The organism is Nonomuraea diastatica (assembly GCF_004349015.1).
GTDB classification, from domain to species: domain Bacteria; phylum Actinomycetota; class Actinomycetes; order Streptosporangiales; family Streptosporangiaceae; genus Nonomuraea; species Nonomuraea diastatica.
This window is the reverse complement of the sequence record NZ_SMKP01000029.1, coordinates 1-26,735: the sequence shown is the minus strand read 5'-3', so window position 1 is coordinate 26,735 and position 26,735 is coordinate 1. Positions and strand designations below refer to the sequence as shown.

The window sequence follows — 26,735 nt, the reverse complement described above, 5'->3', positions numbered from 1 at the left end:
CCTTACTGGCAGGCTTCGCAGGTTTCCGGGTTCTCGAGCGAGCACGCGACGGCGTCAGTCGTCGCGTAGGCGGACAGCGCGGCAAAGTCGCTCCGCGATTCCTGGGGGGTCGCGGGGGGCTCGCCCCCCGCGAGGACCGTCGTCTGGGCGATGCGGGTGGCGGGACGCGAGCGCAGGTAGTACGTCGTCTTCAGGCCCTGCTTCCAGGCGTAGGCGTACATCGAGGAGAGCTTGCCGATCGTCGGACCGGCCATGAAGAGGTTGAGCGACTGCGACTGGTCGATGTACGGCTGGCGCGCGGCGGCCAGGTCGATCAGCGCCTTCTGCGGCAGCTCCCAGGCCGTGCGGTAGAGGGCCTTGAGATCGTCAGGGATGCCGGGGATCGACTGGATCGAGCCGTCGGCCCGCTTGATGTCGTCGCGCAACCGTTGCGTCCACAGCCCGCGCGCCTGCAGGTCGGCCACCAGATAGCGGTTGACCTGGAGGAACTCGCCCGACAGCGTCTCGCGCTTGAACACGTTGGACACCTGCGGCTCGACGCACTCGTAACAGCCGGCGATGGAGGCGATCGTGGCGGTCGGCGCGATGGCGATCATGAGAGAGTTGCGCAGGCCGGTCGTCGCGATCTTGTCGCGCAGGGCGTCCCAGCGCGGCGTGCTCGCCACGTAGTGATCGGGGTGCAGCACTCCTCCGGCGGCCCGGGTTTCGGCGTACGACGGGTGCCTTCCGCGCTCGGCGGCCAGGTCGGCCGAGGTCTCGTAGGCGGCCAGCGCGATCTCCTCGGCGATCCGCGTGGACAGCTCCAGTGCCGCGGGCGAGTCGAACGGCAGCCGCAGCGTGAAAAACACGTCGGCCAGCCCCATGACGCCGAGCCCGATCGGCCGCCACCGCCGGTTGGCCGCCTCGGCCTCGGGCGTCGGGTAGAAGCCGAGGTCGATGGTGCGGTCGAGGAAGCGCACCGCCGTGCACACGGTCCGGCGCAGCCGCTCCCAGTCGACGTCGCCGCCCGCCAGGCAGGCGGCCAGGTTGACGGAGCCGAGATTGCAGACGGCCGTCTCCCCGTCGCTGGTGACCTCCAGGATCTCGGTGCACAGGTTGGACAGGTGGATGACGTTCCCGGGGCGGCCGGTCTGGTTGGAGGTGCGGTTGGCGGCGTCCTTGAAGGTCATCCAGCCGTTGCCGGTCTGGGCGAGGGTGCGCATCATCCGGCCGTACAAAGTCCTGGCGGGGATCCGCCGGACGTGCCGCCCCGCCGCCTCGTACGCGCGGTAGGCGGCGGTGAACTCCTCCCCGTACAGGTCCGTGAGGTCGGGCGTCTCCTTGGGGTCGAACAGCGACCAGGGCTCGTCGGCCTCCACGCGGCGCATGAACTCGTCGGGCACCCAGTTGGCCAGGTTGAGGTTGTGGGTGCGGCGGGCGTCCTCGCCGGTGTTGTCGCGCAGCTCCAGGAACTCCTCGATGTCGGCATGCCAGGTCTCCAGGTAGACGCAGGCCGCGCCCTTGCGCCGGCCGCCCTGGTTGACCGCCGCCACCGACGCGTCGAGCGTGCGCAACCAGGGCACGATGCCGTTGGAGTGGCCGTTCGTGCCCCTGATCAGGGAGCCGCGCGAACGCACCCGGGTCCAGGAGACGCCGATGCCTCCGGCGTACTTGGAGAGCCGGGCCACCTGCCCGTACCGGTCGTAGATGCCCTCCAGCTCGTCGCGCGGCGAGTCGAGCAGGAAGCACGACGACAGCTGCGGCCGGCGCGCGCCCGCGTTGAAGAGGGTGGGCGAGCTCGGCAGGTAGGACAGGCTGGACATCAGCGCGTAGAGCTCGGCCGCCTCGGCGACCGACTCCGCCAGCCCGCAGGCCACGCGGAGGAAAAAGTGCTGCGGCCGCTCCAGCACCGCCCGCGTCTCAGGATGGCGCAGCAGGTAGCGGTCATAGACCGTGCGCAACCCGAAATACTCGAACCGGCCGTCCGCCTCCGGGCAGATCAGCGCGTCCAGCTCGGCGGCGTGCGCGGTGACGAACTCTGCCAGCCCGTCCTGGATCAGCCCTGCCGCGTGGGTGGCCGCGATCGACTCGGAGAAGGAGCGCACCCCGTGCCCGGCCGCCTCGGCGGCGATCTCCTCGGCCAGCAGCCCGGCGGCGACCCGGGAACTGGCCGGATCGGTGATCACCCGGGCGGCGGCCTGCTCGATGGCCAGGCGGCGGTCAACCTCAACGATCTGCGTCACGTGCTCTCTCCTCGCGAGCTCATCCCCGTGAGGGCACGCGAGAGCACGGCGGCATGGACTCACGGCCGCACCGGCCCCCGGCCCTCCCTCGAGGCCATGGACACTGCGTGCCGGGCGATGGCCCGGCATGTCGCCGGCAGGTCTTCGGGCTCGCGGGCGTGCTCGTCGGCGCCTACTGGCCGTCGCTTCCCGGATCGCTCCAGTGCGTGTGACGGCGGTCGTTCCCGCTCACCGCTGCGGGGCAGCCCCGGAATCGCACCGGGTTCCCTTTTACTCCGCCTCCGGAGAGGCGAACCAGCGACGACCAGGATCCTACATCTAGTGGCGGATCCCGCAACCACCCCTGCATATTGTGGATTTGGTCGTGTCGACCATCCCGAGGTCCCGCAGCACCTCGCGCGTGCGCCGGGCCTCGGAGGCGAGCCACAGCTCGAAGTCATCGCCGGCGAGCGGGATCGAGACCCACCCGGCGGCCCGGCAGGCCGCCTCCCAGCCGGCCGAGCGGGTCACCTCGTCGCACATGCCGACGGCCGACTCACGGCTCTCATCCGGCATGTCGTGAGCGCCGAAGGCCGCCATCCAGTCCACGAAATCCACCCGTACGCCGGATTCCAGCAACGTCGGCACGTCAAGGTCCGGCACCCGCTCGGCCGAGGACACCGCGAGCGCCCTGATCCGGCCGCGCCCGATGATCGTGCGCCACTCCGCGACCCGGCCCGCGGCGGCGACCGCCTTGCCGGACGACAACGCGGCGACCACCTCGTGGCGGCTGGGGTAGCCGGTGTAGTCGACCTGCCGGGTGTCCGCGCCGAGCCCTTTGGCGATCAGGCCGAACAGCAGGTGGTCGGGGTCGCCCTGCGGACCGCCGGCCAGCAACGTCTGCCCGGGCCTGGCGCGCAGGGCGGCGCCGAAGTCGCCGAACTCCTTGAACCGGGAGCTCTCAGGCACGACCACGACCTCGACCTCGCCGGCCAGCCTGGCCAGCGGGGTGGCGGCGTCGAGCAGGCTCTGGCCCTGGTTGAGCTCGGCGGCGGCCAGCGCCCCCAGGCCGGTCACCGTGACCTTCGGGCCCTCGCCCGTCTCGTACCCGGCGGCGCGCGCCACGCCGGCGAACACGTGCCCCGGGCGGGCCCACCGGCGCCCGCCGGGGTTGATCGAGAATCGGGTGCGCAACACGGACGCGCCTCCGGTGGACCTCTGCGTGCCGCAGCCGGCCGCGCACGCGGCCACGCCCAGCCCCCAGGCCAAGAACCGCCGTCGCCGCATGCGCCCCTCCCCAAGCCTCCCCAGTCACTCCAGGTTATTGGCTCATCGCGAAGCGTCACGCACCGGGTCGCGTCGGACTCCTGCGTTTCGCTGGTACGGGCACGGCCGGGGCCCCGTCGCCCGGATACGGCCAAGCCCGCCGCCAGCCGGGTCGCCCTTCCCGCCGTCTCCTGCCCGCCGTCAGCCGGGTTTCCTGCCGACCCCCGCCATCAGCGACGACGGCAGCGACCAGTCTCCCACCAGCTTGGGGCGGTCGGGACGCCAGTCGGTGGCCTGCACGAGCCCCGGCGGCTCCAGCGGGAAGTCGCCGAAGAACGCGCGGATCTCGGACGGCGAACGATCGGCGCCCGCCGCGGACGAGCCCTGGGAGGGGAACCTGGCGCGGTCGCCGTCCTTGCGGGCCATCGTCGTCGCGTGGGAGATCACCAGGTGGCTGCCGGGTGCCACCCGCTCGCGCAGCGCCGCCACCGCGTTCTGCGGGCCGGCCGTGTCGGGGATGAAGTGCAGGATCGACACCAGCAGCACCCCGACTGGCTCGGCCAGGTCGAGCAGGGCGCCCGCCCGCGCCAGCACCTCGTCGGTGTCGAGCAGGTCGGCCTCCACGAAGACGGCCCTGCCCGAATTCTCGAGCAGGGCCCTGGAGTGCGCGGCGACGACCGGATCATGATCGACGTAGACGACCTGGGCCTCGGGCGCCACCTCGTGCGCGCTGCCCTGGGTCGGCAGCCCGCTGCCCAGGTCGAGGAACTGGCGGACCCCCGCAGCGGCCACGTAGCGCACGGCACGCTGAAGGAAGGCCCGGTTCGCGCGGGCCAGCGGGACCGCCTCCGGGACCAGCTCGGCGAGCTGGTCGAGGGCCAGGCGGTCGACCGCGAAGTTGTCCTTCCCGCCGAGCATGTAGTCGTACATGCGTGCGGGATTGGGCCTCTGATGGTCGAACTGCCGCACAGTATCGAATTTATGTCGTTTGAAGCCGGATAACACTACCCTGAGGGGAATGTGGCTGATTTGCGGCTCAATTATTCGACTGTAACGCTCTTGGCGAGGTTGCGCGGCTTGTCTACGTCGCGGCCGAGCGCCACGGCAGCATGGTACGCGAGCAGCTGCAACGGGATCGTGAGCAGGATCGGATCGAGCTCGATCTCGTTCTTCGGGATCACGATGGCGTCGTCGGCCAGCTTCGGGCCCGGCTCGCGATGGCCCACCATGAGCACCCGTCCGCCGCGGGCGCGGATCTCGCCGAGCGTGGTCAGGTTCTTGTCGAGGAGCTCGTCGTCGGGGACGATCGCGACCGTCGGCATCTCGGGGCCGATCAGGGCAAGAGGGCCGTGCTTGAGCTCGCTGGCCGGATAGGCCTCCGCGTGGACGTAGGAGATCTCCTTGAGCTTCTGCGCGCCCTCGCGGGCCACCGGGTAGCCGCGCACGCGGCCGACGAACATCATGCCGGCGTGGTCGGCGTACTTCTGCGCCAGCTCGGCGATCTTGTCGCTCTGCGCCAGGATCTCCTCGACGTGGCCGGGCAGCCGGCGCAGGCCCTCCACGATGCGCCGCCCGTCGGCCGGCGACAGGTCGCGCACCCGGCCCAGGTGCAGCGCGAGCAGCGCGAACGCCACCGTGGTCGAGGTGAACGCCTTGGTGGAGGCCACCGAGACCTCAGGGCCCGCGTGCAGGTAGATGCCGCCGTCCACCTCGCGGGCGATGGCGCTGCCGACGGCGTTGACGATGCCGATGACCCGGCCGCCCTTGCGCTTGAGCTCCTGCACGGCGGCGAGCGTGTCGTAGGTCTCCCCCGACTGGCTGATCGCGACGTAGAGCGTGTCGGGGTCGACGACGGGGTTGCGGTAGCGGAACTCGCTGGCCGGCTCGGCGTCGGAGGGGATGCGCGCCAGCTCCTCGATGAGCTGCGCCCCGATCTGTCCCGAGTAGTACGCGGAGCCGCAACCGATGATCTTCACCCGGCGGAAGCTCCGCGTCTCGCGGGCGTCCATGTTGAGCCCGCCGAGGTGGGCGACGTGGAAACGCTCGTCGAGGCGGCCGCTCATCGTGCGGGTGATCGTCTCGGGCTGCTCGGAGATCTCTTTGAGCAGGTAGTGCTCGTAGCCGCCGGTGTCGTAGTGGCCGGCGTCCCAGTCGACGGTCAACGGCTCCTTGGCCGTCTCGCGGGCGTCGCTGGCGAAGGTGTGGAACCCGTCGGCCTTCAGCACGGCCAGCTCGCCGTCCTCCAGGTGCACCACCTGGCGCGTGTAGCGGACCAGGGCGGCCACGTCGGACGCGGCGAACATCTCCTTCTCGCCGATGCCGAGCACGATCGGGCTGCCGTTGCGGGCCACGACCACCTCGCCGGGGCGCTCGGCGTCGATGACGGCGATGCCGTACGTGCCGACGACGCTCTTGAGCGTCTTCCTGACGGCCTCCTCCAGCGAGTCGTTCTCGTCGGCGGCGTGGGCGATCAGGTGCGCGAGCACCTCGGTGTCGGTCTCGGAGGCGAACACCACGCCGTCGGCCTCCAGCTTGGCCCGCAGCTCTCCGGCGTTCTCGATGATGCCGTTGTGCACGACCGCGATGCGCTGGTCGGCGGACAGGTGCGGATGGGCGTTGACGTCGCTGGGGACGCCGTGCGTGGCCCAGCGGGTGTGCCCGATGCCCAGGCCGCCCTTGAACCTGACCGGCACGACCTTGGCCAGGTCGGCCACCCGCCCCTTGACCTTACGGACTTTCAGCCCCTTGCTGGACACGACGACCCCGGCCGAGTCGTAGCCCCGGTATTCAAGCCGCTGCAGGCCCTCCAGCAGGATGGGAGCTGCGTCCCTGGGGCCGATGTAGGCCACGATTCCGCACATCGAGTCTCCTGTTCATCCGTAGACGATCCTGCGGAGCTGCCTCAGCGACAGTTCCGGCGCGGCCACGCGGCGCCCGCGTAATTCGGCGGCGATCCTCGGGAAGATCTCGTCGTTCGTGTGGCCGCGCGCCTTCAGCTCGCCATGACGGCGCCGGACGAACTCCTCGGTCGTTTCCGAGAAGTACGCCAGCACGTCGGCGACCACGCGCGCCGCCTCACCGGGGCCGAGCGGGCTCGTCCTCATGAGGTGAGCGATGAGATCTTCGTACGGAGGCCGTGCCGGTGGCACAGACGAGGACCTTACGGCTCTGGAGCGAGACACGCCATGATCCTGCCCGATATCGGGCAAGAACTAACTCCAACGCTCATCGGAGCGCCCTCAGCCCCTGACGGCGCGGCGATCCCGACGCGAACCGGGGAAGGGGATGCCGCGTTCGGCGCCGTCCCAGCCCACATCCCATCCGTATCATCCGCCCCGTCTGACACATCCCTTTCTGGGAACAGTTACGGTGAGTAGTCGCATCGTGACATCCATGGGGGAGATGTTCATGCAGCTCTGGCTCACCACCGTCCTGGCCGCCACCGCGCTGACCGTGCCCGCCGTGCCCGCCGTGCCCGCCGGTCTGGGGTCCGCCGTCGCGTCGCCGGGGCGGCAGGCCGACTTCGCCGCGGCCGCCCGCGAGCACGGGGTTCCGGAGAGCGTGCTGCTCGGCGTGGCGTACCTGGAGTCCCGCTGGGACGCCAACGGCGGGCGGCCGAGCACGGCGGGCGGCTACGGGCCGATGCACCTGGTCGACACGTTCCCCGCCGAGGCGCTCGACGGCACGGTCGGGGACGCGCTCGGCGACGCCCGTGGCGACGAAGCCCGCCCGATGCCCCGCGCGCGCGTCGAGCCGCTCGCCTCCTCCGCGCTGCGGGCCGCGCAGCAGGCGCCGCGGGCGACGCTCCCCCAGGCCGGCCGCCTCATCGGCGTCGCGCCCACCAGGCTCAGGACCGACCCGGCCGCGAACATCAGGGCCGGCGCCGCCCTCCTCGCCTCCTACCAGGACCACCCCAGCTCCAACCCCGCCGACTGGTACGGCGCCGTCGCCCGCTACTCGGGCTCAGAGGATCCGGCCGCCGCCCGCCGCTTCGCCGACGAGGTGTTCTCGGTGCTGCGGGAGGGCATGGAACGCCGCACCGACGACGGACACCTGGTGCGCCTGAACCCCGTACCGGACCTGCCGCCCTTCGTCGACCGCGACGAGAGCGACCTCGACGCCTCCCCCGCCGGCGCACCGCCCTTCACGGACGAGCAGATCGGCACAGACGCCGACACCGGCACCGGCGCAGGCACCGACGCTGACGCCGGCGCGCCCGTCATCACCGACGAGGGGTACGACAGTGCCAAGGCGGAGTCCGGGGCGCGCCACGCGGAGTGCCCCGCCTCGCTCGCCTGCGAGTGGATGCCCGCGGCGCACCGGCGTTTCGGCAAGAAGAAGCACCGCGACTACGGCAACCACGACCGTCTGAGCCGCACCCGGTCCGTCGACTACATCGTCATCCACGACACCGAGGGCACCTACCGGGGCATCCCCTCCCTGGTCCGCAACCCGAAGTACGTGAGCTGGCACTACACGATCCGCTCCCGCGACGGACATGTCGCCCAGCACGCGGCGACCAACGACATCGCCTGGCACGCGGGCAACTGGGACGTCAACACCCGTTCGATCGGCATCGAACACGAGGGATACCTGGCCAAGGGGGGCACGTGGTACACCGAGGCGATGTACCGGGCCTCGGCCAGGCTGGTGAAGTTCCTCGCCGCCAAGCACCGCATCCCGCTCGACCGCGCCCACATCCTGGGCCACGACAACGTCCCGGGCACCACACCGGCGACGGTCGCCGGCATGCACGAGGACCCGGGCCCGTACTGGGACTGGGCACACTATTTCCACCTCATGAACCGGCCGTTCAAGGCGGCGGAGAACGGCGAGTCCATCATCATCCGCCCCTCCTACGCCACCCACCGTCCCCGCTTCACCGGCTGCGACACCGCCAAGCCCGCCAAGGCGTGCCCGCCGCACGGCGCCTCGGCCGTCTGGCTGCACACGGCCCCCAAGGCGTCGGCGCCCCTGGTCAAGGACGTCGGCAAGCACGGGAACAAGGCCGCCACCCACAGCGTGTACGACCACGGCGCCCGCGCCTCCACCGGCCAGCGCTACGCCGTCGCGGAGCGCCGGGACGACTGGACGGCCATCTGGTATCTGGGGCAGAAGGCGTGGTTCCACAACCCGGCCTCGGCTCCGACCGCCATTCCCGCCAAAGGGCTTCTGGTCACGCCCCGGAAGGACAACGTGAAGGTGTACGGCCGGGCCTATCCCGAGAAATCCGCCTACAAGCTCGCCGGCCACCAGCCCCTGCGGCCGCTCCAGTACACGATCGGCACCGGCCAGACGTACACGCTGGGCGACACGGTCACCGGCTCCTACTACGCCGCCAACGCCTTCACGCCGTCGAGGCACGTCACCACCACCGGCCGGCTCCGCTATCACCAGATCCAGCTCGGGCACCGCGTGATGTTCGTGAAGGCCAAGGACATGCGCGTGCTCCACTGAAAACGGCCTCACCCGCCTCGCGCTGCGCACGGGCACTCCAGGAAGACGATATGGTTTTCCTGTGACCGGGGGCCGCACGTCCCCTGAGGGTCCACGCGGAAGTGGCTCAGTGGTAGAGCATCACCTTGCCAAGGTGAGGGTCGCGGGTTCGAATCCCGTCTTCCGCTCGGAGCACGACTCCTGGTGGAGTGGCCGAGAGGCGAGGCAGCGGCCTGCAAAGCCGTCTACACGGGTTCAAATCCCGTCTCCACCTCGGCGACCGGCGGACCCCTCGGGATCCGCTAGAGTAAAGTGCGGCGCACGCGGAAGTGGCTCAGTGGTAGAGCATCACCTTGCCAAGGTGAGGGTCGCGGGTTCGAATCCCGTCTTCCGCTCGGAGTTCACCACTCGACAAGGACGATTAGCTCAGCGGGAGAGCGCTTCCCTGACACGGAAGAGGTCACTGGTTCAATCCCAGTATCGTCCACCAGGCTCCGTAGCAGACCGGGCCTTACCTGGTCAAACAGGAGTTGTAGCCCCATTTCACGGCACATGCCGAGAGTCTGGGGCTTCTTGTTGTTCCGGGTTGATCATGGTTTTGTCAGCACCGGTGCTGACGTTGTGCTGACCCGTGAGGCTCCGCGATTCGGTGGCCTCTCTTGACGACCCTCCAACCACCCTTCAGGCCCGGGTGTGTGTGCAAGTCCGTGCACATTCGGAGCAGTGGAGGCCAGCATGGCGCTACGGTTCAGCGACTACATCCGTTACGAACACTCCGCCACGCCGTACGCCAATCTCGCGGGCGGCGAACTGGTCCGCTGGCTCCCCCGGCACAGGGCATCTGATCTTGCCCTCCTGGGCAACGACTTCCGGCTGTTCGACGAACGACTCGTGCGCTTCGGTCTGCGCTCGGGGGATGGCGAGGCAACCGGTTACGAGGACTCCGATGCTCCGGCCGTGGTCAAGCTGTGCTCCTCAGCCGTCGAGGCCGTCTGGGAACGCGGCATCGACCATGCGGACCACCGGCCTGCCTGATCTCCGCACGTGTCTACATCACCTTCATCCAGCGCCCACGAGGCCCGCCCGGCCATCGGGAAGCGTCTACGAGAGATCCTCCGAGACTCAGGCGTCAAGGCCAGGGCGCTGGCACAGGCAGCCGATTGGGACGAGTCCAAATGCTCTCGCCTCATCAACGGCCGCACTCTGCCATCCGACGACGACATAAGGACTTGGTGCCGGATCTGCGGCGCTGAGGAAGAAATCCCCGATCTGATCGCCGCGAGCCGCGACGCCGACAGCATGTACATGGAGTGGCGGCGGTTGCACCGCAGCGGCAGTGCTCTGCCCTTCGACGTAGCTATCCGCGGGTTTCCGCGTCCACGACCACCGTTTCCACGCCTCTCGCCATGAACGGCTTGAGGGATTGCGGGGTGGCCGACGCGTCGGTGACCAGGGTCCAGGTGTCGGGCATGCGGGCCCAGGCGTGGAACGGGCGGCGGCCCAGCTTGGCGGCGTGGACCAGCAGGTAGATGTGGCGGGAGCGCTGCATCATCAGCTCTTTGAAGCGGGTCTGCTGCAGGCTGGCCTCGCAGATGCCGTCCTCGGCTGTGACGCTGTCGGCACCCAGGAAGACCCGGTCGAAGGTCATCCTGCCCAGCGCCGCCTCGGCCAGCGGGCCGACGAAGCCCTGGCTCACGTGGCGCAGGGTGCCGCCAAGGCATTCGACGTGCACGCCGGTCGCGCCCACCAGCTCCTGCAGGGCGTTCAGGCCCGTGGTGGCCACCGTCAGGTCGACGGCGTGTCGCAGCTCGTGGGCCAGCGCGCCCGTCGTCGAGCCCGAGTCGAGCAGGATCGTCTCCCCTGGGCGGATCTGCGCGGCCGCCCAGGCGGCGATGGCCCGCTTGGCCTCGAACGCCTCCCCGATGCGCTGCCGCAGCGACGCCTCCGGGTGGGTGACGACCGCCATCGCCCCGCCGTACGTGCGCGCCAGCAGCCCGGCCGCCTTGAGATGGGCCAGGTCACGGCGGATGGTGGACGCCGTCACACCCAGCTGGGCCGACAGCTCCTCGACGCTGGCCAGCCCCGTGGTCGTGGCCAGGCGGACGATCTCGTCGCGACGAACCCGCGCTGCGCGGCCCATCGATGGTCCCCTCTCGTCACACGCCCCGCGCGGACGACAGCTCTGCCGCCTGGCGGAGGGCCTCGATCATGCTACCGGCGTCGGCGACGCCCTTCCCCGCGATGTCGAAGGCGGTGCCATGGTCCACCGACGTCCTGATCACCGGCAAGCCCACCGTGATATTCACCCCGGCCTCCAGGCCGAGGATCTTCACCGGTCCGTGCCCCTGGTCGTGGTACATGGCCACGATCAGGTCGTAGTCGCCACGGCCCGCCAGGAAGAACGCCGTGTCGGCGGGAAGCGGGCCGTGCACGTCCATGCCCTCGGCCCGTAGGAGCTCGATCGCGGGGACGATCTTCTCCTCCTCCTCGCCGTACCCGAACAGGCCGTTCTCCCCCGCGTGCGGGTTGATGCCGCACACGCCGATCTTGGGACGCGGCACGCCCGAGCCGCGCATCGCCGTCTCACCCCGGCGTATGGTCCGCTCGACCAGACCGGGCTCGATGCGCGCGACCGCGTCGATCAGGCCGACGTGCGTGGTGACGTGGATCACCTTGACCTTGGGCGTGGACAACATCATCGACACCTCCTCCGTCCCCGTCAGGTGCGCCAGGAGCTCGGTGTGCCCGGGGAAGATGTGCCCGGCCGCGTGCAGCGCCTCCTTGTTCAGGGGTGCCGTGCAGATCGCCTGTACGTCGCCGGACGTCGCCAGCTCGCCGGCCAGCCGTACGTACTCGTAGGCCGCGTGGCCCGCGACCGGCGACACCGCACCCCACGGGAGGTCCTCGGGCAGCAGGCCAGGGTCGATGACGTTGACCCTGCCCGGCTCGAAGACGGCCTCGCCCACACGGTCCACGGTGACCACCTCCGGCCGCAGGCCGAGGTACCCGGCGGCCTTGCGCAGGCGTCCCGCGTCACCGATGACGACAGGGCGGCAGAACGCGGAGGTCTCGGGGGCGAGGAGCGCCCCGACGATGACCTCCGGCCCTACGCCGGAGCCGTCCCCCATGGTGAGGGCGATGAGAGGAGTGCTGCTCATTTCAGCCTTTCTTCGATGGTGGCGCCGCTAACGGTGGTGAAGTGCCGTGGCCTGAGGTGGGCGGCGATGCGCAGGAGGCTGTCCGGGCCGCCGAAACTGCCCGGCCTGGTGACCACGGAACGGCCGTCGGGGGTACGGCAGTGCACGGCGCCGTGGTGCACCTGGCCCAGCGGAGTCAGCTCGTGCACGCCCAGCGCGTCCAGGACTCGCCTTGCGGTTTCCCCGCCGGTCAGGACGAGGTCGGTCTGGGTTCCTTCCAGGGCCTCGCGCACTATCCGGCCGAGGATGGCGGTGAGGGATGGCGGTGCCGCTCCGCGTACGGTCAGCACGGCGATCCCGCCGGCCAGCGCCCGCCGTACCCGCCCCACGACCGGCTCTCGTCCGGCGCCCGTTCTGGGAACCGCCGCCGTGCCGGGTTCTACCGCGTCCAGACCCGCCGCGTCCAGACCCGCCGCGTCCGGGCCCACCGCGCCCTGGTCCATCGCGGCCAGGTCTGCCGCGTCGAGGGTCACGTGCTCGGCGCCGTGCTCGGCGAGTAGCCTGGCCTGCTCCGCCGCTGCCGGTTCCGCCGTGCCGACCACGATGAGCAGCGCGCCTGCGTGCGGTCCGCCGTCCGGGAGAGGCAGCGGCCCGGCAGGCAGCGACGCGGCAGGCGGCGACGTGGGGGCGGCGTTCAGGGCTCGGCCGAGGGCGGCGGCCAGGCCGCCGGCACCCATCAGGCGGGTCGCGAGGTCGTGGGCGAGCGCGGCCGCGACGATCGTGTCCAGGTCGGTGTCCGTCTCCGCATCGCACACGGCCACCCGCCCGCCCGCGACCGTCTTCGCCAGCGTCTCCATGAGCGCGGCCCGCCCGGCCCGGACGGCGGCCAGCGGGACGTCCGCCGACGGCACCCCGTCGAGGGCGGCGGCCACGGTGGCGGGCGCTGGGCGAGGCTCGGCGTGCCAGGCGCGCGTTTCGCGCAAAGGCACCCCGTGGATGAGCGGCACACCGTCCACGACCGTGCGGCCGGCCGACGGCAGCGCGCAGGCGAGCACGACGGGCACGGGCGCCAGGGCCGCCGGCGTGGTCAGGCAGGCGTGGGCGGTGGCGGCGACGGCGCCGCGCAGCAGCGAGTCGATCTTGATGAGGACGTGGCGGCCCGGCGCGCAGGCGAGCGCCTCGCGCACCAGGCCGGCGGCACCGGGACGGTGCCGGGTGTCGAGGTCGGCGACCAGCACGGGCGGCGCGGGCGGCGCGGCGCCGTACGCCGGCCCAGGGAGCGGCCCAGGGAACGGCCCACAGAACGGCCACGACAGCGCGATTCGCGCAGGGCGTGCGGGCGACATGAGCACGGCCGCCGTTTCCGCTGCCCCTGACAGGTCGTCGGCTAGGGCGAGCACCGGAGCGTGGCCCACGCCCCCACCTCCGAACGCCATCGAACTGCGTAAATCACGCGGCAAGTATTGCACGGAACGCGCATATTATGCCACAGTTGCCGGCAAGTAATGCGGCCGTTTCCCGCCCTCAGCACGACATCCCACCTGCTCATCGGAGGGCTGAATGGTTCAGTCCACACCCCCGGAAATCTCACGCCGTGCGTTCCTGCACGTGGGGGCGGCGGCCGGCGCCGGGCTCCTCACCGGCTGCGCGGGCCCCACGGGAAGCCCCGCACCCGGGTCGATGGTCCTCGCGCTCAACCGCTCCCTGGTCTCGCTCGACAACAAGCTCAACCAGTTCGAAGCCGCCGTCACCGTCCAGCGCGGCGTACGCCAGGCGCTGACCAGGATCGGCCCCGACCTCACCCCGCAACCGGTGCTCGCCGAACGTTTCGAGCTCACCTCGCCCACGGAGTGGTCGGTACGGCTGCGCGAGGGCGCCCGCTACTCCGATGGCTCCCCCGTGACCCCCAAGGACGTGGCCACGGCGCTGGAGATGTACCAGAAGGTGAACGGCTCGTTCATCGCGTCCTTCTTCCCCGAGTGGCCCGAGGTGGTCGAGGACGACGCGCGCACCTTCCGCCTGCGCAGCCGGGAGCCGCTGCCGGTTCTCGACTACCTGATGGCCAACATCCTCATCACCCCCTCGGCCGCCAATCAGCCGCAGGAGTTGCAGGCCGGTGTCGGCAGCGGCCCGTACCAGGTCACGCAGTCGAACCGCGGCACGGGCGTCTACACGCTCCAGGCAGATCCCCGGTACTGGGGGCCGAAGCCGGGCGTGCGCACGGTCCACGTGCGGTTCATCCAGGAGGAGTCCAGCCGGGTCGTCGCCCTGCGCAGCGGCGAGATCGACGTGATCGACACGATCTCGCCCGACTCGGCCGAGCAGCTCAGGGGCCTGCCGGACGTCGAGCTGACCTCGGCCGTGGGAACCCGCATCAACCAGCTGTTCTTCAACTTCCGTAAGCCCGCCGGGCATCCGCTGGCCGACGCCCGGGTGCGCCGGGCGCTGACGTTCGCGGTGGACGGCAGGACGCTCGCCGAGGACGTGCTCCAGGGCACGGTCATCCCGGCCGAGGGCGTCGTCAGCGAGGTGCTGGCCGGCGCGGTCAAGACCGGCCGGTACGTCCACGATCCCGCCATGGCCGCCAAGCTCCTGGCGGAGGCGGGCGTGCGGCCCGGCGACCTGAACCTCAGGATCATCTGGGAGACCGGCGAGTTCCCCAGCGACACCCTGCTCATGGAGGGCGTGCAGCAGATGCTCGAACGCGTCGGCGTGCGCTGCACGCTGCGCCAGTTCGAGCCGGGCGGGGGCATCGCGAAGTGGCGGCAGGGCCGCGCGGGCGACTGGGACCTCCTCGGCAACGGCTTCTCCGTCCCGACCGGCCTGGCCTACTCCGCGCTCCAGGGCATGTACGGCGGCACGGCCGAGAAGGAGAAGACCCGCGACACCTACCACGGCTACGTGCAGCCTGAGGTGGTCCGGCTGCTCGACCGCGCCTCTCAGGAGATCGACGCGGAGGCCAGGATGGCCGTCGTCGCCGAGGTCCAGCGCGCGGTCTGGGAGACCTGGCCGTGCCTGTGGGCGTTCGTCCCGCGCTCGATCCTGGCGCACCGCAGACGCGTGCGCGGGCTGGCGCTGGAACCGACCAATTCCTACGACCTCGCCGCGCTGCGGCTGGACGGGTGAGCCATGATCGGTTACGCCGTACGCCGGCTCGGGCAGAGCGCGCTGACCGTCTTCCTCACCGTGTCCACGGTGTTCGTGCTGATCCGGCTGGCGCCGGGCGACCCGGCCGCGGCGCTCGCGGGGCCGCTGGCCACGACCGAGGATCTGGCGAAGGTGCGCGCGTCGTTCGGGCTGGACCAGCCGCTGCCCGCCCAGTACGGCCTGTTCGTCGCGAACCTGTTCAGCGGCGACTTCGGCACCTCGTACTCCTTCCAGGCCCCGGCGCTGGACGTGGTGTTCGGCCGGCTGCCGTACACGATCACGCTGGCCTCCTCCGCGATCCTCGTGACGGCGCTGCTCGCGATCCCGCTGGGCGTGTGGATGGCGCGGCGCGCCGACACGCGCAGGGAGCTGGCCGCGAACGTGCTGACCATCGCCGGCCAGTCGATGCCGGAGTTCTGGACCGGCGTCATGTTGCTGACGTTGTTCGCGATCGTCGTTCCGGTGTTGCCGGCGTCCGGGTTCGCCACGTGGGGCGGTCTGGTGCTGCCCACGCTCACGGTGGCCGCCCTGCAGGTCGCGCTGATCTCCCGGCTGGTCAGGCGGGAGATGGTGACGAACCTGGCCGCCCCATACCTGACCGTGGCCCGCTCGCGCGGGGTCTCCCCGTTCGGGCTGACCTGGCGCTACGCGATGGCGAACTCGGCGATTCCGGTGCTGACCGCGCTCGGCACGAGGTTCGCGGCGATGGTGAACGGCGTGGTCGTGGTCGAGGTGGTGTTCGCCTGGCCGGGCGTCGGCTCACTGGTGGTGCGGGCGCTGGAGACCAGGGACTACCCGCTCATCCAGGCCGCGGTGCTGGTCACGGCCGCCGCGGCGGTGCTCGTGCAGTTCCTGGTCGATCTGGCCTACTCCGTGATCGATCCCCGCATTCGCCTCGGAAAGGCGGTCACGCGATGACGACAGCGGTCTCCGGACGGCCCAGCGCCGTCACCCCTGCCCACCTCGCCGGTGCCGCCGCGACCCGGCGCCGCAGAAGCCGGCGGCTCAAGCTCGTGGCGGGCTCGATCTGCACCGCGATCGTCGTGCTGCCGGTGACGCTGGCCGGCGTGCTGCCGATCCCCGGCTCGGACGAGCAGGACCTCGGCGCGCGGCGGCTGCCGCCGCTGACGGACGGTCACCTGTTCGGCACCGACCAGCTCGGCCGGGATCTGCTGGCCAGGGTGCTGCACGGCGGGCAGGTGTCGCTGCTGATCGGCGTGCTCGCGGTGCTGGTCTCCGGGCTGGTCGGCGTGCTCGCCGGGTCGGCCGCCGGGTATTTCGGCGGCTGGGCCGACGCGGTCGTCTCGCGCCTGCTGGAGGCCCAGTTGTCGCTGCCGCTGCTGATGATGCTGCTGCTCGTGGTCGCCCTGTTCGGCGCGTCGGTGCCGGTGATCACGGTGGTGATCGCGCTCGCCCAGTGGCCGGAGGTGGCGCGGCTGTCCAGGTCGCTCGTGCTGGTCGAACGCGAGAAACCGTACGTGGACGCGGCCCGCATGCTCGGCCTGCGCCGGGCGGGGGTGCTGGCCGTGCACGTCATCCCGAACATCATCCGCCGGGCAGGGCTGGTCGTCCTGCTGCTGCTGGCCCAGGCCGTGCTGCTGGAGAGCGCGCTCAGCTACCTGGGCGCCGGCCCGGAGCGGCCGTTCGCGACCTGGGGCCGGATCATCTCCGACGGCCAGGACTACATCACCACCTCCTGGTGGCTGGTGACGCTGCCCGGCCTGGTGATCGTGCTCCTGGTCGTCGGGGTCAACCTCGTCGGCGACGCCCTGTACGAGAGGCGGTGACCATGCTCGACGTGACGGACCTGCAGATCGAGCTGATGACCGAGCGCGGCGTGGTGCGGGCGGTGGACGGCGTGTCCTTCTCCATCCAGCCCGGCGAGACGGTGACCATCATCGGCGAGTCCGGTTGCGGCAAGTCGACGACCGCGATGGGCGTGCTGCGGCTGCTGCCCGGCGACGAGGCCGTGGTGTCGGGGCGGGCCGTGATCGACGGGCACGACGTGGTGGCCGATCCCGGCGCCGCCGCCAGGCTGCGCGGCGACACGGTCGCGCTGATCCCGCAGGACCCGATGACGGCGCTCAGCCCCGTGCACAGCGTCGGCGGCCAGCTCGGCGAGGCCGTGCGGCTGCGCGAGCCGGGCCTGTCGCGCCGGGCGGCACGGGACCGGGCGGCCGAGCTGCTCGCCCAGGTGGGCATCCCCGAGCCGCGGCGGCGGCTCCGCCTCCACCCCCACCAGTTGTCCGGGGGCATGCTCCAGCGGGTGCTGATCGCGATGGCGCTGGCGGGCCGGCTCAAGCTGCTGGTCGCCGACGAGCCCACCAGCGCCCTGGACGTCACGGTGCAGGCGTCCATCCTTGACCTGCTGCTGACGCTGCAGGAGGAGACCGGCATGGGGATCCTGATGATCACGCACGACCTCGGGGTGGCGCGGCTGGTGTCCGACCGCGTCCACGTCATGAAGGACGGGAGATTCGTGGAGAGCGGCGAGGTGGAGCAGATCGTGGACGAACCCGCGCAGGACTACACGCGCTCACTGCTGGCCGCCGTGCCGCGGCTCGGCTCGTGGGACGGGGCGTCCAGATGAGCGGCCCGCTGCTGGAGGTGCGCGACCTCGTCGTCGAGTACGCGACCGCCGGCGGCCGGTTCCGTGCCGTGGACGGCGTCGGTTTCTCCGTCGGCAGGGCCGGCAGCCTGGCCATCGTGGGCGAGTCCGGCTGCGGCAAGTCCACGATCGCCAGGGCGCTGGTGCGGCTGCTCACCCCCACCTCGGGCGAGGTGCTGCTGGACGGGCAGGACCTCGCCCGCATGCCCGAGCGGCGGCTGCGCCCCATCAGGTCGCGGATCCAGATGGTCTTCCAGGACCCGTACGGCTCCCTCGACCCGCGGATGCCGGCCGTCGACACCGTGGGCGAGCCGCTCAAGCTGCGCGGCGTGCGCTCCAGGGCCGAGCGCGAGCGGGAGGCGGCCCGGCTGCTCGACCGGGTGGGCCTGCCGGCGAGCACGATCCGGCGGCGGCCCGCCGAGTTCTCCGGAGGGCAGCGCCAGCGCATCGGCATCGCCAGGGCGCTGGCGGGCCGGCCAGAGGTGCTCGTCTGCGACGAGGCCACCAGCGCGCTCGACGTGTCCGTGCAGGCCCAGGTGCTGGCGCTGCTCAACGAACTGCGCGCGGAGGGCGGGCTGACGTACGTGTTCATCTCGCACAACCTGGGCGTGGTGAGCGAGGTCAGCGACGAGGTGCTGGTGATGCGGGCGGGCCGGACGGTCGAGCACGGGCCGACCGGGACGGTGCTGGCCGCGCCGCGGGAGCCGTACACGCGAGCGCTGCGCGCGGCCGCGCTCGACCCCACGACCATGCGAGGGCGCAAGCCGCGCGACGTCCTCGCGGCGGCGAAAGGAGCCACCTCATGACCCCCGAACCGGTGCTCGGCACCATGACGTTCGGCGACACCGTGGACGCCGGGACGGCAGGACGGATGCTGGACCTCGCGCTCGACGCCGGGGTGAGCGGCGTCGACGCCGCCAACGGCTACGCGGGCGGCGCCGCCGAGGAGATCCTCGGTGAGCTGCTGCGCGGCCGCCGCAACCGGGTGGTGCTGGCCACCAAGGCCGGCATCCCGCACCCGGACGCCGGCGACCACTCGCCGCTCTCCCCCGCCGGGTTGCGCGCCTCGCTGGAGGGCAGCCTGCGGCGGCTGCGCACCGACCACGTCGACCTGTTCTACCTGCACCAGCCGGACCGGGCCACGCCGCTGGACGACACCCTCGGCACGGTCGCCGAGCTGGTCGCCGAGGGCAAGATCGGCGCCCTGGGCGTGTCCAACTACGCCGCCTGGCAGATCGCCGGGATGCGCCCCCGTCCGGTGGTCGCCCAGCAGCTCTACAACCTGCTGGCCAGGCGGATCGAGGACGAGTACGCGGAGTTCGCGCTCACCGGCGGCCTGCGCACGATGGTCTACAACCCGCTCGGCGGCGGACTGCTGACCGGCCGGCACCGCTTCGACCAGGCGCCGGAGGCGGGCCGCTTCGGCGCCTCGCGGCTGGCGGCGATGTACCGGCGGCGGTACTGGGACGCCGAACTGTTCAAGGCCGTCGAGGAGCTCGGCGCGATCGCCCGCGCGGCCGGGATGCCGCTCGCCGAGCTGTCGCTGCGCTGGCTGGCCGGCAAGCCGGTGGTGGGCGCGGTGCTGCTCGGCGCGTCCGCGCTCGACCACCTGCGCGCCAACCTGGCCGCGCTGGCCGCCGGGCCGCTGCCCGCCGACGTGGCCACCGCCTGTGACGCCGTGGGCGACGCCCTCCGCGGCCCGATGCCGGCGTACAACCGATGAGCACCATGGACTTCCTGCCCGCGCCGACCGTGCAGGCGCACGCCGCCAACCTCATGCCGCTGCCCGGCGGCGACCTCGGCTGTGTCTGGTTCGGCGGCACCCAGGAGGGCATGCCGGACATCTCCATCTGGTTCTCCCGGCTGGCCGGCGGCGCTTGGTCGCCGCCCGTACGGTTGTCGGACGACGGCGCCCGTTCCGAGCAGAACCCCGTCCTGTTCCCCGCGCCGGGCGGCGAGCTGTGGCTGCTCCACACCGCGCAGCGCGCGGGCGACCAGGACACCGCCGAGGTCAGGACGCGCGTCTCCGCGGACGGCGGCGCGACGTGGGGGCCGGTGCGCACGCTGATCCCGGCCGATCGCGGCGGCGGCGTCTTCGTCCGCCAGCCCGTCGTGGTGCTGGAGGATCGCTGGCTGCTGCCGGCCTTCCGCTGCAGCCGCCCGGCCATCGGCAAGTGGACCGGCGACCACGACACCAGCGCCCTGTACGTCTCGCGGGACCGCGGCCGGACCTGGCGGCCCCGGGAGATCCCCGGCAGCACCGGCCTCGTGCACATGAACGTCGTCCCGCTGCCCGGCGGCACGCTGCTGGCGTTGTTCCGCAGCCGCCGGGCGGACCGGGTCCACGCGTCCAGGTCGGAGGACGGGGGCCGGACCTGGAGCGTGCCTGAGCCGACCGCGCTGCCCAACAACAACTCCTCGATCCAGGCCACCCGGCTCGCCGACGGCCGGATCGCGCTGGTGTTCAACCACAGCAGCAGGGCCGACGCCACCGAGCGCCGCACGTCCCTCTACGACGAGATCGAGGGTCACGGCGGGAGCGAGGGTCACGGCGCGAGCGTGGGGACGGCCTTCTGGGGCGCGCCCCGGGCGCCGCTGACGCTCGCCCTGTCGTCCGACGGCGGCCGGAGCTGGCCGTGGCGGCGCGACCTGGAGACGGGCGACGGCTACTGCATGTCCAACAACTCGCGTGACGGGCTCAACAGGGAGCTGTCCTACCCCTCGATCGCCCAGACGGCGGACGGGAGCCTGCACGTGGCCTACACCCATCACCGCAAGGCCATCAAGCACATCCGCATCACCGCAGAGGAGATCGAGACCGTATGACCGCCGCCGAGTTCGCCAGGAAGATCCGCAACAGGGAACGGGCCGTCGGCTACTGGGTGGTGCTGGACGCGCCCGTCGCCACCGAACGCCTGGCCCGGCTGGGGTACGACTACATCGCGCTGGACGGCCAGCACGGGCTGATCGGCAACGCCGGGCTGCTGAGCAACCTCATGGCCATCGACGCCGGCGGCCGCTCGACCGGACTGGTACGGGTCGAGTCGGGCGAGCCCGCGGCCATCGGCAGGGCGCTCGACTTCGGCGCGGGAGGCGTGATAGTGCCGCTGGTCGACACGGCAGAGGACGCGGCGAGCGCCGTGTCGGCCGCCCGTTACCCGGGTAAGGGCCGCCGCTCGTACGGCCCCATGCGCTCCATGTTGCGGATCGGCCCCGTCCCGGCGGAGGCGGACGACAGCGTGCTGGTCCTGGCCATGATCGAGACGCCGGAGGGCCTGGCCAACATCGAGGCCATCTGCACCACGCCGGGCCTGGACGGCGTGTACGTCGGCCCGTCCGACCTGTGCCTGGCCGTCGGCGGCCGGTTCCCCAACGACCCCGAGGTCGCCGGGGTGTTCGAGGAGGCACTGGAGAAAGTCAGGACGACCGCCGAGCGGGCCGGGATCGCGGCCGGCATCCACAACCCGGGCGGCGAGCAGGCCGCCCGGCGCCTGGCGGAGGGCTTCACGTTCGCCACCATCGCCTCCGACCTCGTCCACCTGGAGCAGGCCGCGGCCGCTCACCTGAAGGCGGCGGGCCTCGACGCGGAGTGATCCGCCGTCACGGCCAGGTCTTCGCCTCGGCGTCGAACAGGTCCCGGTCGCTCTCCACCGGCAGCACGCACATCAGGTGCCCGCCTGGCGCGCGCAGCGTGCGGCACTCCTGCCACTGCGAGACCTCGGTGGCGCCGAGCGCGACCAGGCGCCGGACCTCGGCCTCGACGTCGTCGGACTCGATGTCGATGTGGAAGCGGGGCGGGTCGTCGACCGACTGGACTGCCACGGCGAACCCCGGGACGGCGTCGTGCAGCGAGATGAACTGCTCGTAACCTTCGAGCGGCCGGGCGGTGGCCCCGAGCGCCGCCGCCCAGAAGGCGGCCGCCTCGCCGGCCTCGGCCGCTGGTGTGTCGATCAGCAGGGCGTACACGCGGCTTCGATGCATGGTGATCACCCTATAGGGCACCTGAACGGTGATATGTCGCCTTATGCGAGCTTTCGGTGGCGCTGTGTGCATATACCGCTGCGGTACGGGTAGCGCCGTTGCATCAGCTCCTCGGAGGAGGAAACCGTGGACATCAACCTAGGCCAAAGTATCGCCGACGTCTTCCGGCAAATAGCGACGTTCGTCCCGAAGCTGGTCGCGTTCATCGTGATTCTCATCATCGGGTGGCTCGTGGCAAAGCTGCTGGAGAAGATCGTCAACAAGGTGCTCGAACGTGTCGGCTTCGAGCGGGTCGTTGACCGCAGCGGCGTGCACCGCTGGCTGGAGCGGAGCGACTACACCGCCAGCAGTCTGCTCGCCAGAATCGTCTACTACGCGATCCTGCTGGTCACCCTGCAGATAGCCTTCAACGTCTTCGGGCCGAACCCGATCTCGGCGCTGCTGGCCGCCGTGGTGGGCTGGCTGCCGAAGGCCATCGTGGCGATCGTGATCATCGTGGTGGCCGGTGCCATCGCAAAGGCCGTCAGGGACATCCTCTCCGGCGCGCTCGGCGGGCTGTCCTACGGCCGCTTTCTTGCGACCCTGGCCGCGGTGTTCATCTGGGCGCTGGGCATCATCGCCGCGCTCAACCAGATCGGCGTGGCCACCACCGTCACCACTCCGGTGCTGATCACGGTGCTCGCCACCATCGGCGCGATCGCGGCCATCGGCATCGGGGGTGGTCTCATCCGGCCGATGCAGCAGCGCTGGGAGCGCTGGCTGGGCCGTATCGAGGCCGAGGCGCCGCAGGCCAGGGCGCACGCTGAGGCGTACCAGCGGGGTCGTGAGGACGCCCGGTCGATGAGCGAGGAGACGACACAGGTGCGGACGATGCCGGGCGGGCGGCCCCCCCGCTCGGACATGCCCCCGGAGTGACCGTGACGGCCCCCTGCCGGCCCCGGCCCGCCCGAACTCGGCCGGCCCGGCCTGCGGGGGCCCGAGCCACGCCGGTGAGGGCCGGGCGGGGACGCTCAAACCGGCGCGATCGGCCGGGCGGGGAGCTCGAACCGGCGCGACCTGAAACCGGGCGGGGTGGCGCGACCTCAAACCGGGCGGGGGTCAAACCGGGTGGCCGTCCTCGAGCAGGCCGAGATCGCGTGCCAGCCAGCAGACGGCCGTCAGCCGTAGCGCCGGCGCGTCCGGCTCGCCGCTGAAGACCCACCCGCGGTGCCGCAGCTCGTCCAGGAACCCGAGCAGGTAGTCGCCCAGCGTCTCCCGGTCGAGCGGGATCGCGTCACGCAGCACCGCGGCGTGCTGGTCGACCGCGGCGACCATCCCGGGGTCGGCGCTCATCCTGGCGAGCTGGGCGTCGCCCAGCGTGTTCATCAACCACCGCAAGGGCGAAGCCGCCCATCCCTCCTCGAAAACCACTCGCCAACCCTAAAGCATTTTCCAAGGTCAGGGGCCCTCGGGGCCGAGGTCGTCCAGCGTGCGGCGGGCCACCGCGAAGGCGGCGTTGGCGGCCGGAACCCCGCAGTAGACGGCGGTCTGGAGCAGCACCTCCTTGATCTCGTCAGGGGTGAGCCCGTTGCGCAGAGCGGCGCGGACGTGCATGGCCAACTCCTCCAGGTGCCCTCTGGCGACGAGGGCGGTGAGGGCGACACAGCTGCGGGTGCGCCGGTCCAGCCCTGGCCGGTTCCAGATCTCGTCCCAGGCGTAGCGGGTGATGAAGTCCTGGAAGTCGCGGGTGAAGCCGGTGGTCGCGGCGATCGCCCGGTCGACGTGCGCGTCGCCGAGCACCTCGCGCCTGGTGCGCGTCCCGGCCTCCCGTCCGCCGTCGCGCAGGTGGCGGGCGATGGCAGTGGTGACGGCGCCGGGACGTTCGACGCCGGCCAGGTGGGCCGCCCGCGGCACGACCGTGAGCGACGCTCCCGGGATGCCGTCGGCCAGCGTGAGCGCCTGGTCGAGGGGCGTGGCCGGGTCCTCGGCGCCGGCGATCACCAGTGCGGGCGCGGCGACCTCGCCGAGCCTGCCCGTCACGTCGAAGACGGCCAGGGCCTCGCAGCAGGCGGCGTACGACGGGGCGTCCACCTCCCTCAGCCCTTCCAGCACCCACCGGCCGTCGAAGCCGGGCGTGAACCAGCGGCCCTCCAGTGCCGGGGCGAGCGCGGCCACCCCTTCGGCCCGCACCAGCTCCGCCCGCTCCCGCCACGGTCCCGGCTCGCCGAACCGGGCGGACGTGCAGCACAGCACCAGCCCGCGCACCCGGCCGGGGACGCGGAGTGCGACGGTGGTGGCGACGGCGCCGCCGAGCGAGATGCCGCCGATCGCGAAACGTTCGTCCTCGACGAGGCCGAGCACGGCCGCCGCCAGGTCGTCGATCGTGAACCCGGTGGCCGGCGCCGACCCGCCGTGGCCGGGCAGGTCGTACCTGAGCACCCGCCAGGACGAGGTGAGCTCGGCGAGCTGGGGGCGCCAGACCTCTGTCGTGGTGCCGAGCGAGGGCCCGAGCACCAGCAGCGGCGCGCCGGACGGACCGTCCACGCGGTGGTGGAGTTTCACGGCTGCTCCCGGTAGGTGGCGAGAATGCGGTCGACGAGCTCCGGAGCCGCGCCCACGTACGCCGACGGGTCGAGCAGCTCGTCCGGATCCCGGGTCAGGCCCGCCTCGGCCAGCGCCTCCCCGAGCACGAGCGGCCCCCGCTCGGGCATGATCGCGGCGAGCCTGTCCCGGCCGAGGTGGGCGGCGAGGCGTTCGGCGACGAGGCGGCCGCCGGTCAGGCCGGCGTTGGCGCGCATCCGTTCGGGGAACACCTGGAGCCCGCCCACCAGCTCGGCGGCGGTCTCGGCCGCGCCGCCTGTCAGGCGGAGCGCCTCGCGCAGCGGCAGCCACTCTGCCTGCCAGGCCCCGGCGGCCCGCTCGTGCTCGCCGACCTGGCCGAGCACCTGCGTGTACGCGGGCACCTGGAGCGCGGCCGACCGGACCAGTACGGACAGCGCGGGGTTACGCTTCTGCGGCATGGCCGAGGAGCCGCCGGACGACGACTCGGCCACCTCCCCGACCTCGGTCTGGGCCATCAGGATGATGTCGGTGGCCGGTTTGCCCAGGGCGCGGGCGGTGCCGGCGAGCGCCGCGCCCAGGTCGGTGACGGCGGAGCGCTCCGCGTGCCACGGCGCCGCGGGCGCGGCCAGCCCGATCTCCTCGGCGAACACCTCCATCAGGGGAAGCGCGGCGGACGGGTCCTGCTCGGCGAAGGCGGCCAGGGTGCCGGCCGCGCCGCCGAGCTGGGCGGGCAGGCGCAGCTCGCGCAGCCGGGCGCGGGCGCGCATGAGACCCGCCAGCCACTGCGCCGCCTTGAGCCCGAACGTCGTCGGCACCGCGTGCTGCCCCAGCGTGCGCGCGGCCATCACCGTGTCCCTGTGGCGAGCGGCCAGCTCGCGCAGGTCGTCCATGACGGCGCCCAGGTCGCCGACGACGGCGCGGACCGTCCGGGCGGCCACGAGCATGGCGGCGGTGTCCACGATGTCCTGGCTGGTGGCTCCCTTGTGCACGTGGCCGGCCGCGCCGGGCACGGCCCGCCGCAGGTCGGCCACCAGCGGAACGACGGGGGTGGCCGACTGCCTGGACCGCGCGGCCACGCCGGCCGGGTCGGGCGCGAGCGTGGCGGCGGCCCTGTCGATGGCGGCCGCCGCCTCCGGCGGGATGAGCCCCAGGCGGCCCTGGGCACGGGCGAGCGCCGCCTCGGCCTCCAGCATGGCCCGCAAGCACGCCGCGTCCGAGGTGATCGCCTCCGCCTTGGTGCCCGCCCGGACGGGCGCGAGCAGGCCGCCGTCGGCGCGCGTACCGCCGGAAGGAGATGAACCTCCGGAAGGCAATGAACCGCCGGAAGGCAATGAACCGTCAGAAGTCAATGAACACCGTCTCCTCCGCTCCCTGCAGTCTCACATCGAAGCGGTAGGAGTCGCCAGAACCGGCGGCGATGAGCGTGGCCCTGCGCTCGGGTTCGAGGCCGTCGAGCAGCGGGTCGGGCACGTCCTCCAGGTAGACGCGGGTGAGCACCGAGCGCAGCAGGCCGCGGGCGAAGACCTGCAACGACAGGTACGGCCCCGGCGGCCGGGACGTACGGAAACGGTAGGTGCCGTCCGGCGCGGTGGCGCAGCGGCCGAACCCGGACACCTGCCCGCCCTCCCTGCTCAGCGCGCCGCGGTCGCCGGCGAAGCCGAGCCACAGTTCGAGCAGGGCGTCGGGCACCGGCTCGCCGGCGCCGTCGAGCACCCGCCCGGTGAGCATGACCGCGCCGGGATGCCCTTCGGGCACGAGCTCCCAGTCCCGCTCGTACGGCAGCGCGTGGCTGAAGAACGGTCCGACCGTCTGCGAGGGCGTGGTCATGGCGTCTCCATGGGGGTGCGCCCGAGTACGATGTCGAACGCGTAGCCAAGAGCCCACTCGGGCTCGGTGAGGTCCCGTTCGAACGACGAGACGAGCCGCTGCCTGGCCGCCTCTTCCGGGATCGACTGCATGATCGGGTCGAAGGGCATGAGCGGGTCGCCGGGGAAGTACATCTGGGTGACCAGCCGCTGCGTGAAGGCCTGCCCGAAAACCGAGAAGTGCAGGTGGGCGGGGCGCCAGGCATTGTCGTGGTTGCGCCACGGGTAGGCGCCCGGCTTGATCGTGACGAACCGGTAGCGGCCGTCGTGGTCGGTGAGGCAGCGGCCGGCGCCGGTGAAGTTCGGGTCGAGGGGGGCGGGGTGCCGGTCACCGTCGTGGGCGTAGCGGCCGGCGGCGTTGGCCTGCCAGAGCTCGACCAGCGTGCCGCGCAGGGGGCGGCCGTCGCCGTCGAGGACACGTCCCGTGACGATCATGCGCTCGCCGATGGGCTCGCCCGCGTGCTGCCTGGTCAGGTCGGCGTCGAGCACGTCGACCTCCTCGTGGCCGAAGACGGGACTGGTCAGCTCGATCGCGTCGGGGGCGAGCTTGAAG

Annotated in this window: 26 protein-coding genes, 4 tRNA genes and 1 riboswitch; of the genes, 16 read left to right on the top strand and 14 right to left on the bottom strand. The window is 71.9% G+C overall.

Annotated elements, in window-relative coordinates; translation table 11 throughout:
- Positions 1 to 2: 2 nt before the first annotated feature.
- The 5 genes from E1294_RS13030 to E1294_RS13010 form a co-directional block, all read right to left on the bottom strand.
- A complete protein-coding gene (locus E1294_RS13030; RefSeq protein ID WP_246082982.1) occupies positions 3 to 2,222 on the bottom strand; it encodes a ribonucleoside-diphosphate reductase subunit alpha in 2,220 nt (739 codons plus the stop codon).
- A gap of 118 nt (positions 2,223 to 2,340) precedes the next feature.
- A riboswitch (cobalamin riboswitch) is annotated at positions 2,341 to 2,536 on the bottom strand.
- Positions 2,537 to 2,540: 4 nt separating this feature from the next.
- Positions 2,541 to 3,488, bottom strand: a complete 948-nt coding sequence (locus E1294_RS13025) for a tripartite tricarboxylate transporter substrate-binding protein (protein ID WP_132508201.1) — start codon at positions 3,486 to 3,488, stop codon at positions 2,541 to 2,543.
- Positions 3,489 to 3,668: 180 nt separating this feature from the next.
- Positions 3,669 to 4,436, bottom strand: a complete 768-nt coding sequence (locus tag E1294_RS13020; RefSeq protein ID WP_246082981.1) for an SAM-dependent methyltransferase — start codon at positions 4,434 to 4,436, stop codon at positions 3,669 to 3,671.
- Positions 4,437 to 4,507: 71 nt separating this feature from the next.
- Positions 4,508 to 6,328: a glutamine--fructose-6-phosphate transaminase (isomerizing) gene (glmS, locus tag E1294_RS13015; protein ID WP_132508199.1), complete on the bottom strand. Its 1,821-nt coding sequence runs from the start codon at positions 6,326 to 6,328 to the stop codon at positions 4,508 to 4,510.
- 12 nt (positions 6,329 to 6,340) lie between these two features.
- Positions 6,341 to 6,571 carry a hypothetical protein gene (locus tag E1294_RS13010; RefSeq protein ID WP_220447703.1) on the bottom strand — a complete coding sequence of 77 codons (231 nt, stop codon included), beginning with the start codon at positions 6,569 to 6,571 and terminating at the stop codon, positions 6,341 to 6,343.
- 289 nt (positions 6,572 to 6,860) lie between these two features.
- Here E1294_RS13010 and E1294_RS13005 point away from each other — a divergent pair, with 289 nt between their 5' ends.
- From E1294_RS13005 to E1294_RS57995, 7 genes are all read left to right on the top strand, one after another.
- Positions 6,861 to 8,924 carry an N-acetylmuramoyl-L-alanine amidase gene (locus tag E1294_RS13005; protein WP_246082980.1) on the top strand — a complete coding sequence of 688 codons (2,064 nt, stop codon included), beginning with the start codon at positions 6,861 to 6,863 and terminating at the stop codon, positions 8,922 to 8,924.
- Positions 8,925 to 9,019: 95 nt separating this feature from the next.
- Positions 9,020 to 9,091, top strand: a tRNA-Gly gene (locus tag E1294_RS13000).
- 15 nt (positions 9,092 to 9,106) lie between these two features.
- Positions 9,107 to 9,177 (top strand) — tRNA-Cys (locus E1294_RS12995).
- 49 nt (positions 9,178 to 9,226) lie between these two features.
- Positions 9,227 to 9,298: transfer RNA gene (locus tag E1294_RS12990), tRNA-Gly, on the top strand.
- A 20-nt stretch (positions 9,299 to 9,318) separates the two neighbouring features.
- A tRNA-Val gene (locus tag E1294_RS12985) sits at positions 9,319 to 9,393 on the top strand.
- A gap of 245 nt (positions 9,394 to 9,638) precedes the next feature.
- Positions 9,639 to 9,938 carry a DUF6879 family protein gene (locus tag E1294_RS12980; protein WP_132508195.1) on the top strand — a complete coding sequence of 100 codons (300 nt, stop codon included), beginning with the start codon at positions 9,639 to 9,641 and terminating at the stop codon, positions 9,936 to 9,938.
- 9 nt (positions 9,939 to 9,947) lie between these two features.
- A complete protein-coding gene (locus tag E1294_RS57995) occupies positions 9,948 to 10,313 on the top strand; it encodes a helix-turn-helix domain-containing protein (RefSeq protein WP_132508193.1) in 366 nt (121 codons plus the stop codon).
- Here the strand turns inward: E1294_RS57995 and E1294_RS12970 are convergent.
- Genes E1294_RS12970 through E1294_RS12960 form a run of 3 tightly spaced genes read right to left on the bottom strand, consistent with a single transcriptional unit; the run spans position 10,261 to position 13,455 of the window.
- Positions 10,261 to 11,043 carry a DeoR/GlpR family DNA-binding transcription regulator gene (locus E1294_RS12970; RefSeq protein WP_132508191.1) on the bottom strand — a complete coding sequence of 261 codons (783 nt, stop codon included), beginning with the start codon at positions 11,041 to 11,043 and terminating at the stop codon, positions 10,261 to 10,263. The genes E1294_RS57995 and E1294_RS12970 overlap by 53 nt on opposite strands.
- Positions 11,044 to 11,059: 16 nt before the next feature.
- Positions 11,060 to 12,061 carry a 4-hydroxythreonine-4-phosphate dehydrogenase PdxA gene (gene pdxA / locus E1294_RS12965; protein WP_132508189.1) on the bottom strand — a complete coding sequence of 334 codons (1,002 nt, stop codon included), beginning with the start codon at positions 12,059 to 12,061 and terminating at the stop codon, positions 11,060 to 11,062.
- Positions 12,058 to 13,455 carry a four-carbon acid sugar kinase family protein gene (locus E1294_RS12960; RefSeq protein WP_220447702.1) on the bottom strand — a complete coding sequence of 466 codons (1,398 nt, stop codon included), beginning with the start codon at positions 13,453 to 13,455 and terminating at the stop codon, positions 12,058 to 12,060. The genes pdxA and E1294_RS12960 overlap by 4 nt, the downstream gene beginning before the upstream one ends.
- Positions 13,456 to 13,600: 145 nt before the next feature.
- Here E1294_RS12960 and E1294_RS12955 point away from each other — a divergent pair, with 145 nt between their 5' ends.
- The 8 genes from E1294_RS12955 to E1294_RS12920 are packed head-to-tail and all read left to right on the top strand — an operon-like array spanning position 13,601 to position 21,388.
- Positions 13,601 to 15,166, top strand: a complete 1,566-nt coding sequence (locus tag E1294_RS12955; RefSeq protein ID WP_132508187.1) for an ABC transporter substrate-binding protein — start codon at positions 13,601 to 13,603, stop codon at positions 15,164 to 15,166.
- Positions 15,167 to 15,169: 3 nt separating this feature from the next.
- Positions 15,170 to 16,105: an ABC transporter permease gene (locus E1294_RS12950; protein ID WP_132508185.1), complete on the top strand. Its 936-nt coding sequence runs from the start codon at positions 15,170 to 15,172 to the stop codon at positions 16,103 to 16,105.
- Complete coding sequence (locus tag E1294_RS12945) at positions 16,102 to 16,974, top strand: ABC transporter permease (protein ID WP_132508183.1); 873 nt, start codon at positions 16,102 to 16,104, stop codon at positions 16,972 to 16,974. The genes E1294_RS12950 and E1294_RS12945 overlap by 4 nt, the downstream gene beginning before the upstream one ends.
- Before the next feature lie 2 nt (positions 16,975 to 16,976).
- Positions 16,977 to 17,777 (top strand): ABC transporter ATP-binding protein, encoded by an 801-nt coding sequence (locus tag E1294_RS55690; protein WP_132508181.1) that lies wholly within the window; start codon positions 16,977 to 16,979, stop codon positions 17,775 to 17,777.
- Entirely contained in the window at positions 17,774 to 18,601 is an 828-nt protein-coding gene (locus E1294_RS55685) for an ATP-binding cassette domain-containing protein (RefSeq protein WP_132508179.1), read from the top strand. The genes E1294_RS55690 and E1294_RS55685 overlap by 4 nt, the downstream gene beginning before the upstream one ends.
- The gene (locus E1294_RS12930; RefSeq protein WP_132508177.1) at positions 18,598 to 19,518 is read left to right on the top strand and encodes an aldo/keto reductase; all 921 of its coding nucleotides are present in this window, start codon (positions 18,598 to 18,600) and stop codon (positions 19,516 to 19,518) included. The genes E1294_RS55685 and E1294_RS12930 overlap by 4 nt, the downstream gene beginning before the upstream one ends.
- On the top strand, positions 19,515 to 20,621 hold the full coding sequence (locus E1294_RS12925) for a sialidase family protein (protein WP_132508175.1): 1,107 nt from the start codon (positions 19,515 to 19,517) through the stop codon (positions 20,619 to 20,621). The genes E1294_RS12930 and E1294_RS12925 overlap by 4 nt, the downstream gene beginning before the upstream one ends.
- Entirely contained in the window at positions 20,618 to 21,388 is a 771-nt protein-coding gene (locus E1294_RS12920) for an HpcH/HpaI aldolase family protein (protein ID WP_132508173.1), read from the top strand. Before E1294_RS12925 ends, E1294_RS12920 begins: the two co-directional genes overlap by 4 nt.
- A gap of 7 nt (positions 21,389 to 21,395) precedes the next feature.
- On the opposite strand, the gene E1294_RS12915 is transcribed toward E1294_RS12920, so the two are convergent.
- Positions 21,396 to 21,776, bottom strand: coding sequence for a VOC family protein (locus tag E1294_RS12915; RefSeq protein WP_132508171.1), 381 nt, complete (start codon positions 21,774 to 21,776; stop codon positions 21,396 to 21,398).
- Positions 21,777 to 21,908: 132 nt separating this feature from the next.
- Here E1294_RS12915 and E1294_RS12910 point away from each other — a divergent pair, with 132 nt between their 5' ends.
- Positions 21,909 to 22,691: a mechanosensitive ion channel family protein gene (locus E1294_RS12910; protein WP_132508269.1), complete on the top strand. Its 783-nt coding sequence runs from the start codon at positions 21,909 to 21,911 to the stop codon at positions 22,689 to 22,691.
- A 183-nt stretch (positions 22,692 to 22,874) separates the two neighbouring features.
- Here E1294_RS12910 and E1294_RS12905 read toward each other — a convergent pair whose 3' ends face one another.
- The 5 genes from E1294_RS12905 to pcaH form a co-directional block, all read right to left on the bottom strand.
- Positions 22,875 to 23,186 (bottom strand): DUF6401 family natural product biosynthesis protein, encoded by a 312-nt coding sequence (locus E1294_RS12905; RefSeq protein ID WP_246082979.1) that lies wholly within the window; start codon positions 23,184 to 23,186, stop codon positions 22,875 to 22,877.
- Between the two features lie 27 nt (positions 23,187 to 23,213).
- Positions 23,214 to 24,317, bottom strand: coding sequence for a bifunctional 3-oxoadipate enol-lactonase/4-carboxymuconolactone decarboxylase PcaDC (gene pcaDC, locus E1294_RS12900; RefSeq protein ID WP_132508169.1), 1,104 nt, complete (start codon positions 24,315 to 24,317; stop codon positions 23,214 to 23,216).
- The gene (locus tag E1294_RS12895; protein WP_132508167.1) at positions 24,314 to 25,630 is read right to left on the bottom strand and encodes a lyase family protein; all 1,317 of its coding nucleotides are present in this window, start codon (positions 25,628 to 25,630) and stop codon (positions 24,314 to 24,316) included. Before E1294_RS12895 ends, pcaDC begins: the two co-directional genes overlap by 4 nt.
- Positions 25,631 to 25,655: 25 nt before the next feature.
- Positions 25,656 to 26,144, bottom strand: a complete 489-nt coding sequence (locus E1294_RS12890) for a dioxygenase family protein (RefSeq protein WP_132508165.1) — start codon at positions 26,142 to 26,144, stop codon at positions 25,656 to 25,658.
- Positions 26,141 to 26,735 (bottom strand): protocatechuate 3,4-dioxygenase subunit beta (pcaH, locus tag E1294_RS12885; RefSeq protein ID WP_132508163.1); only part of this gene is annotated, 595 nt, incomplete at its 5' end. The genes E1294_RS12890 and pcaH, both read right to left, overlap by 4 nt.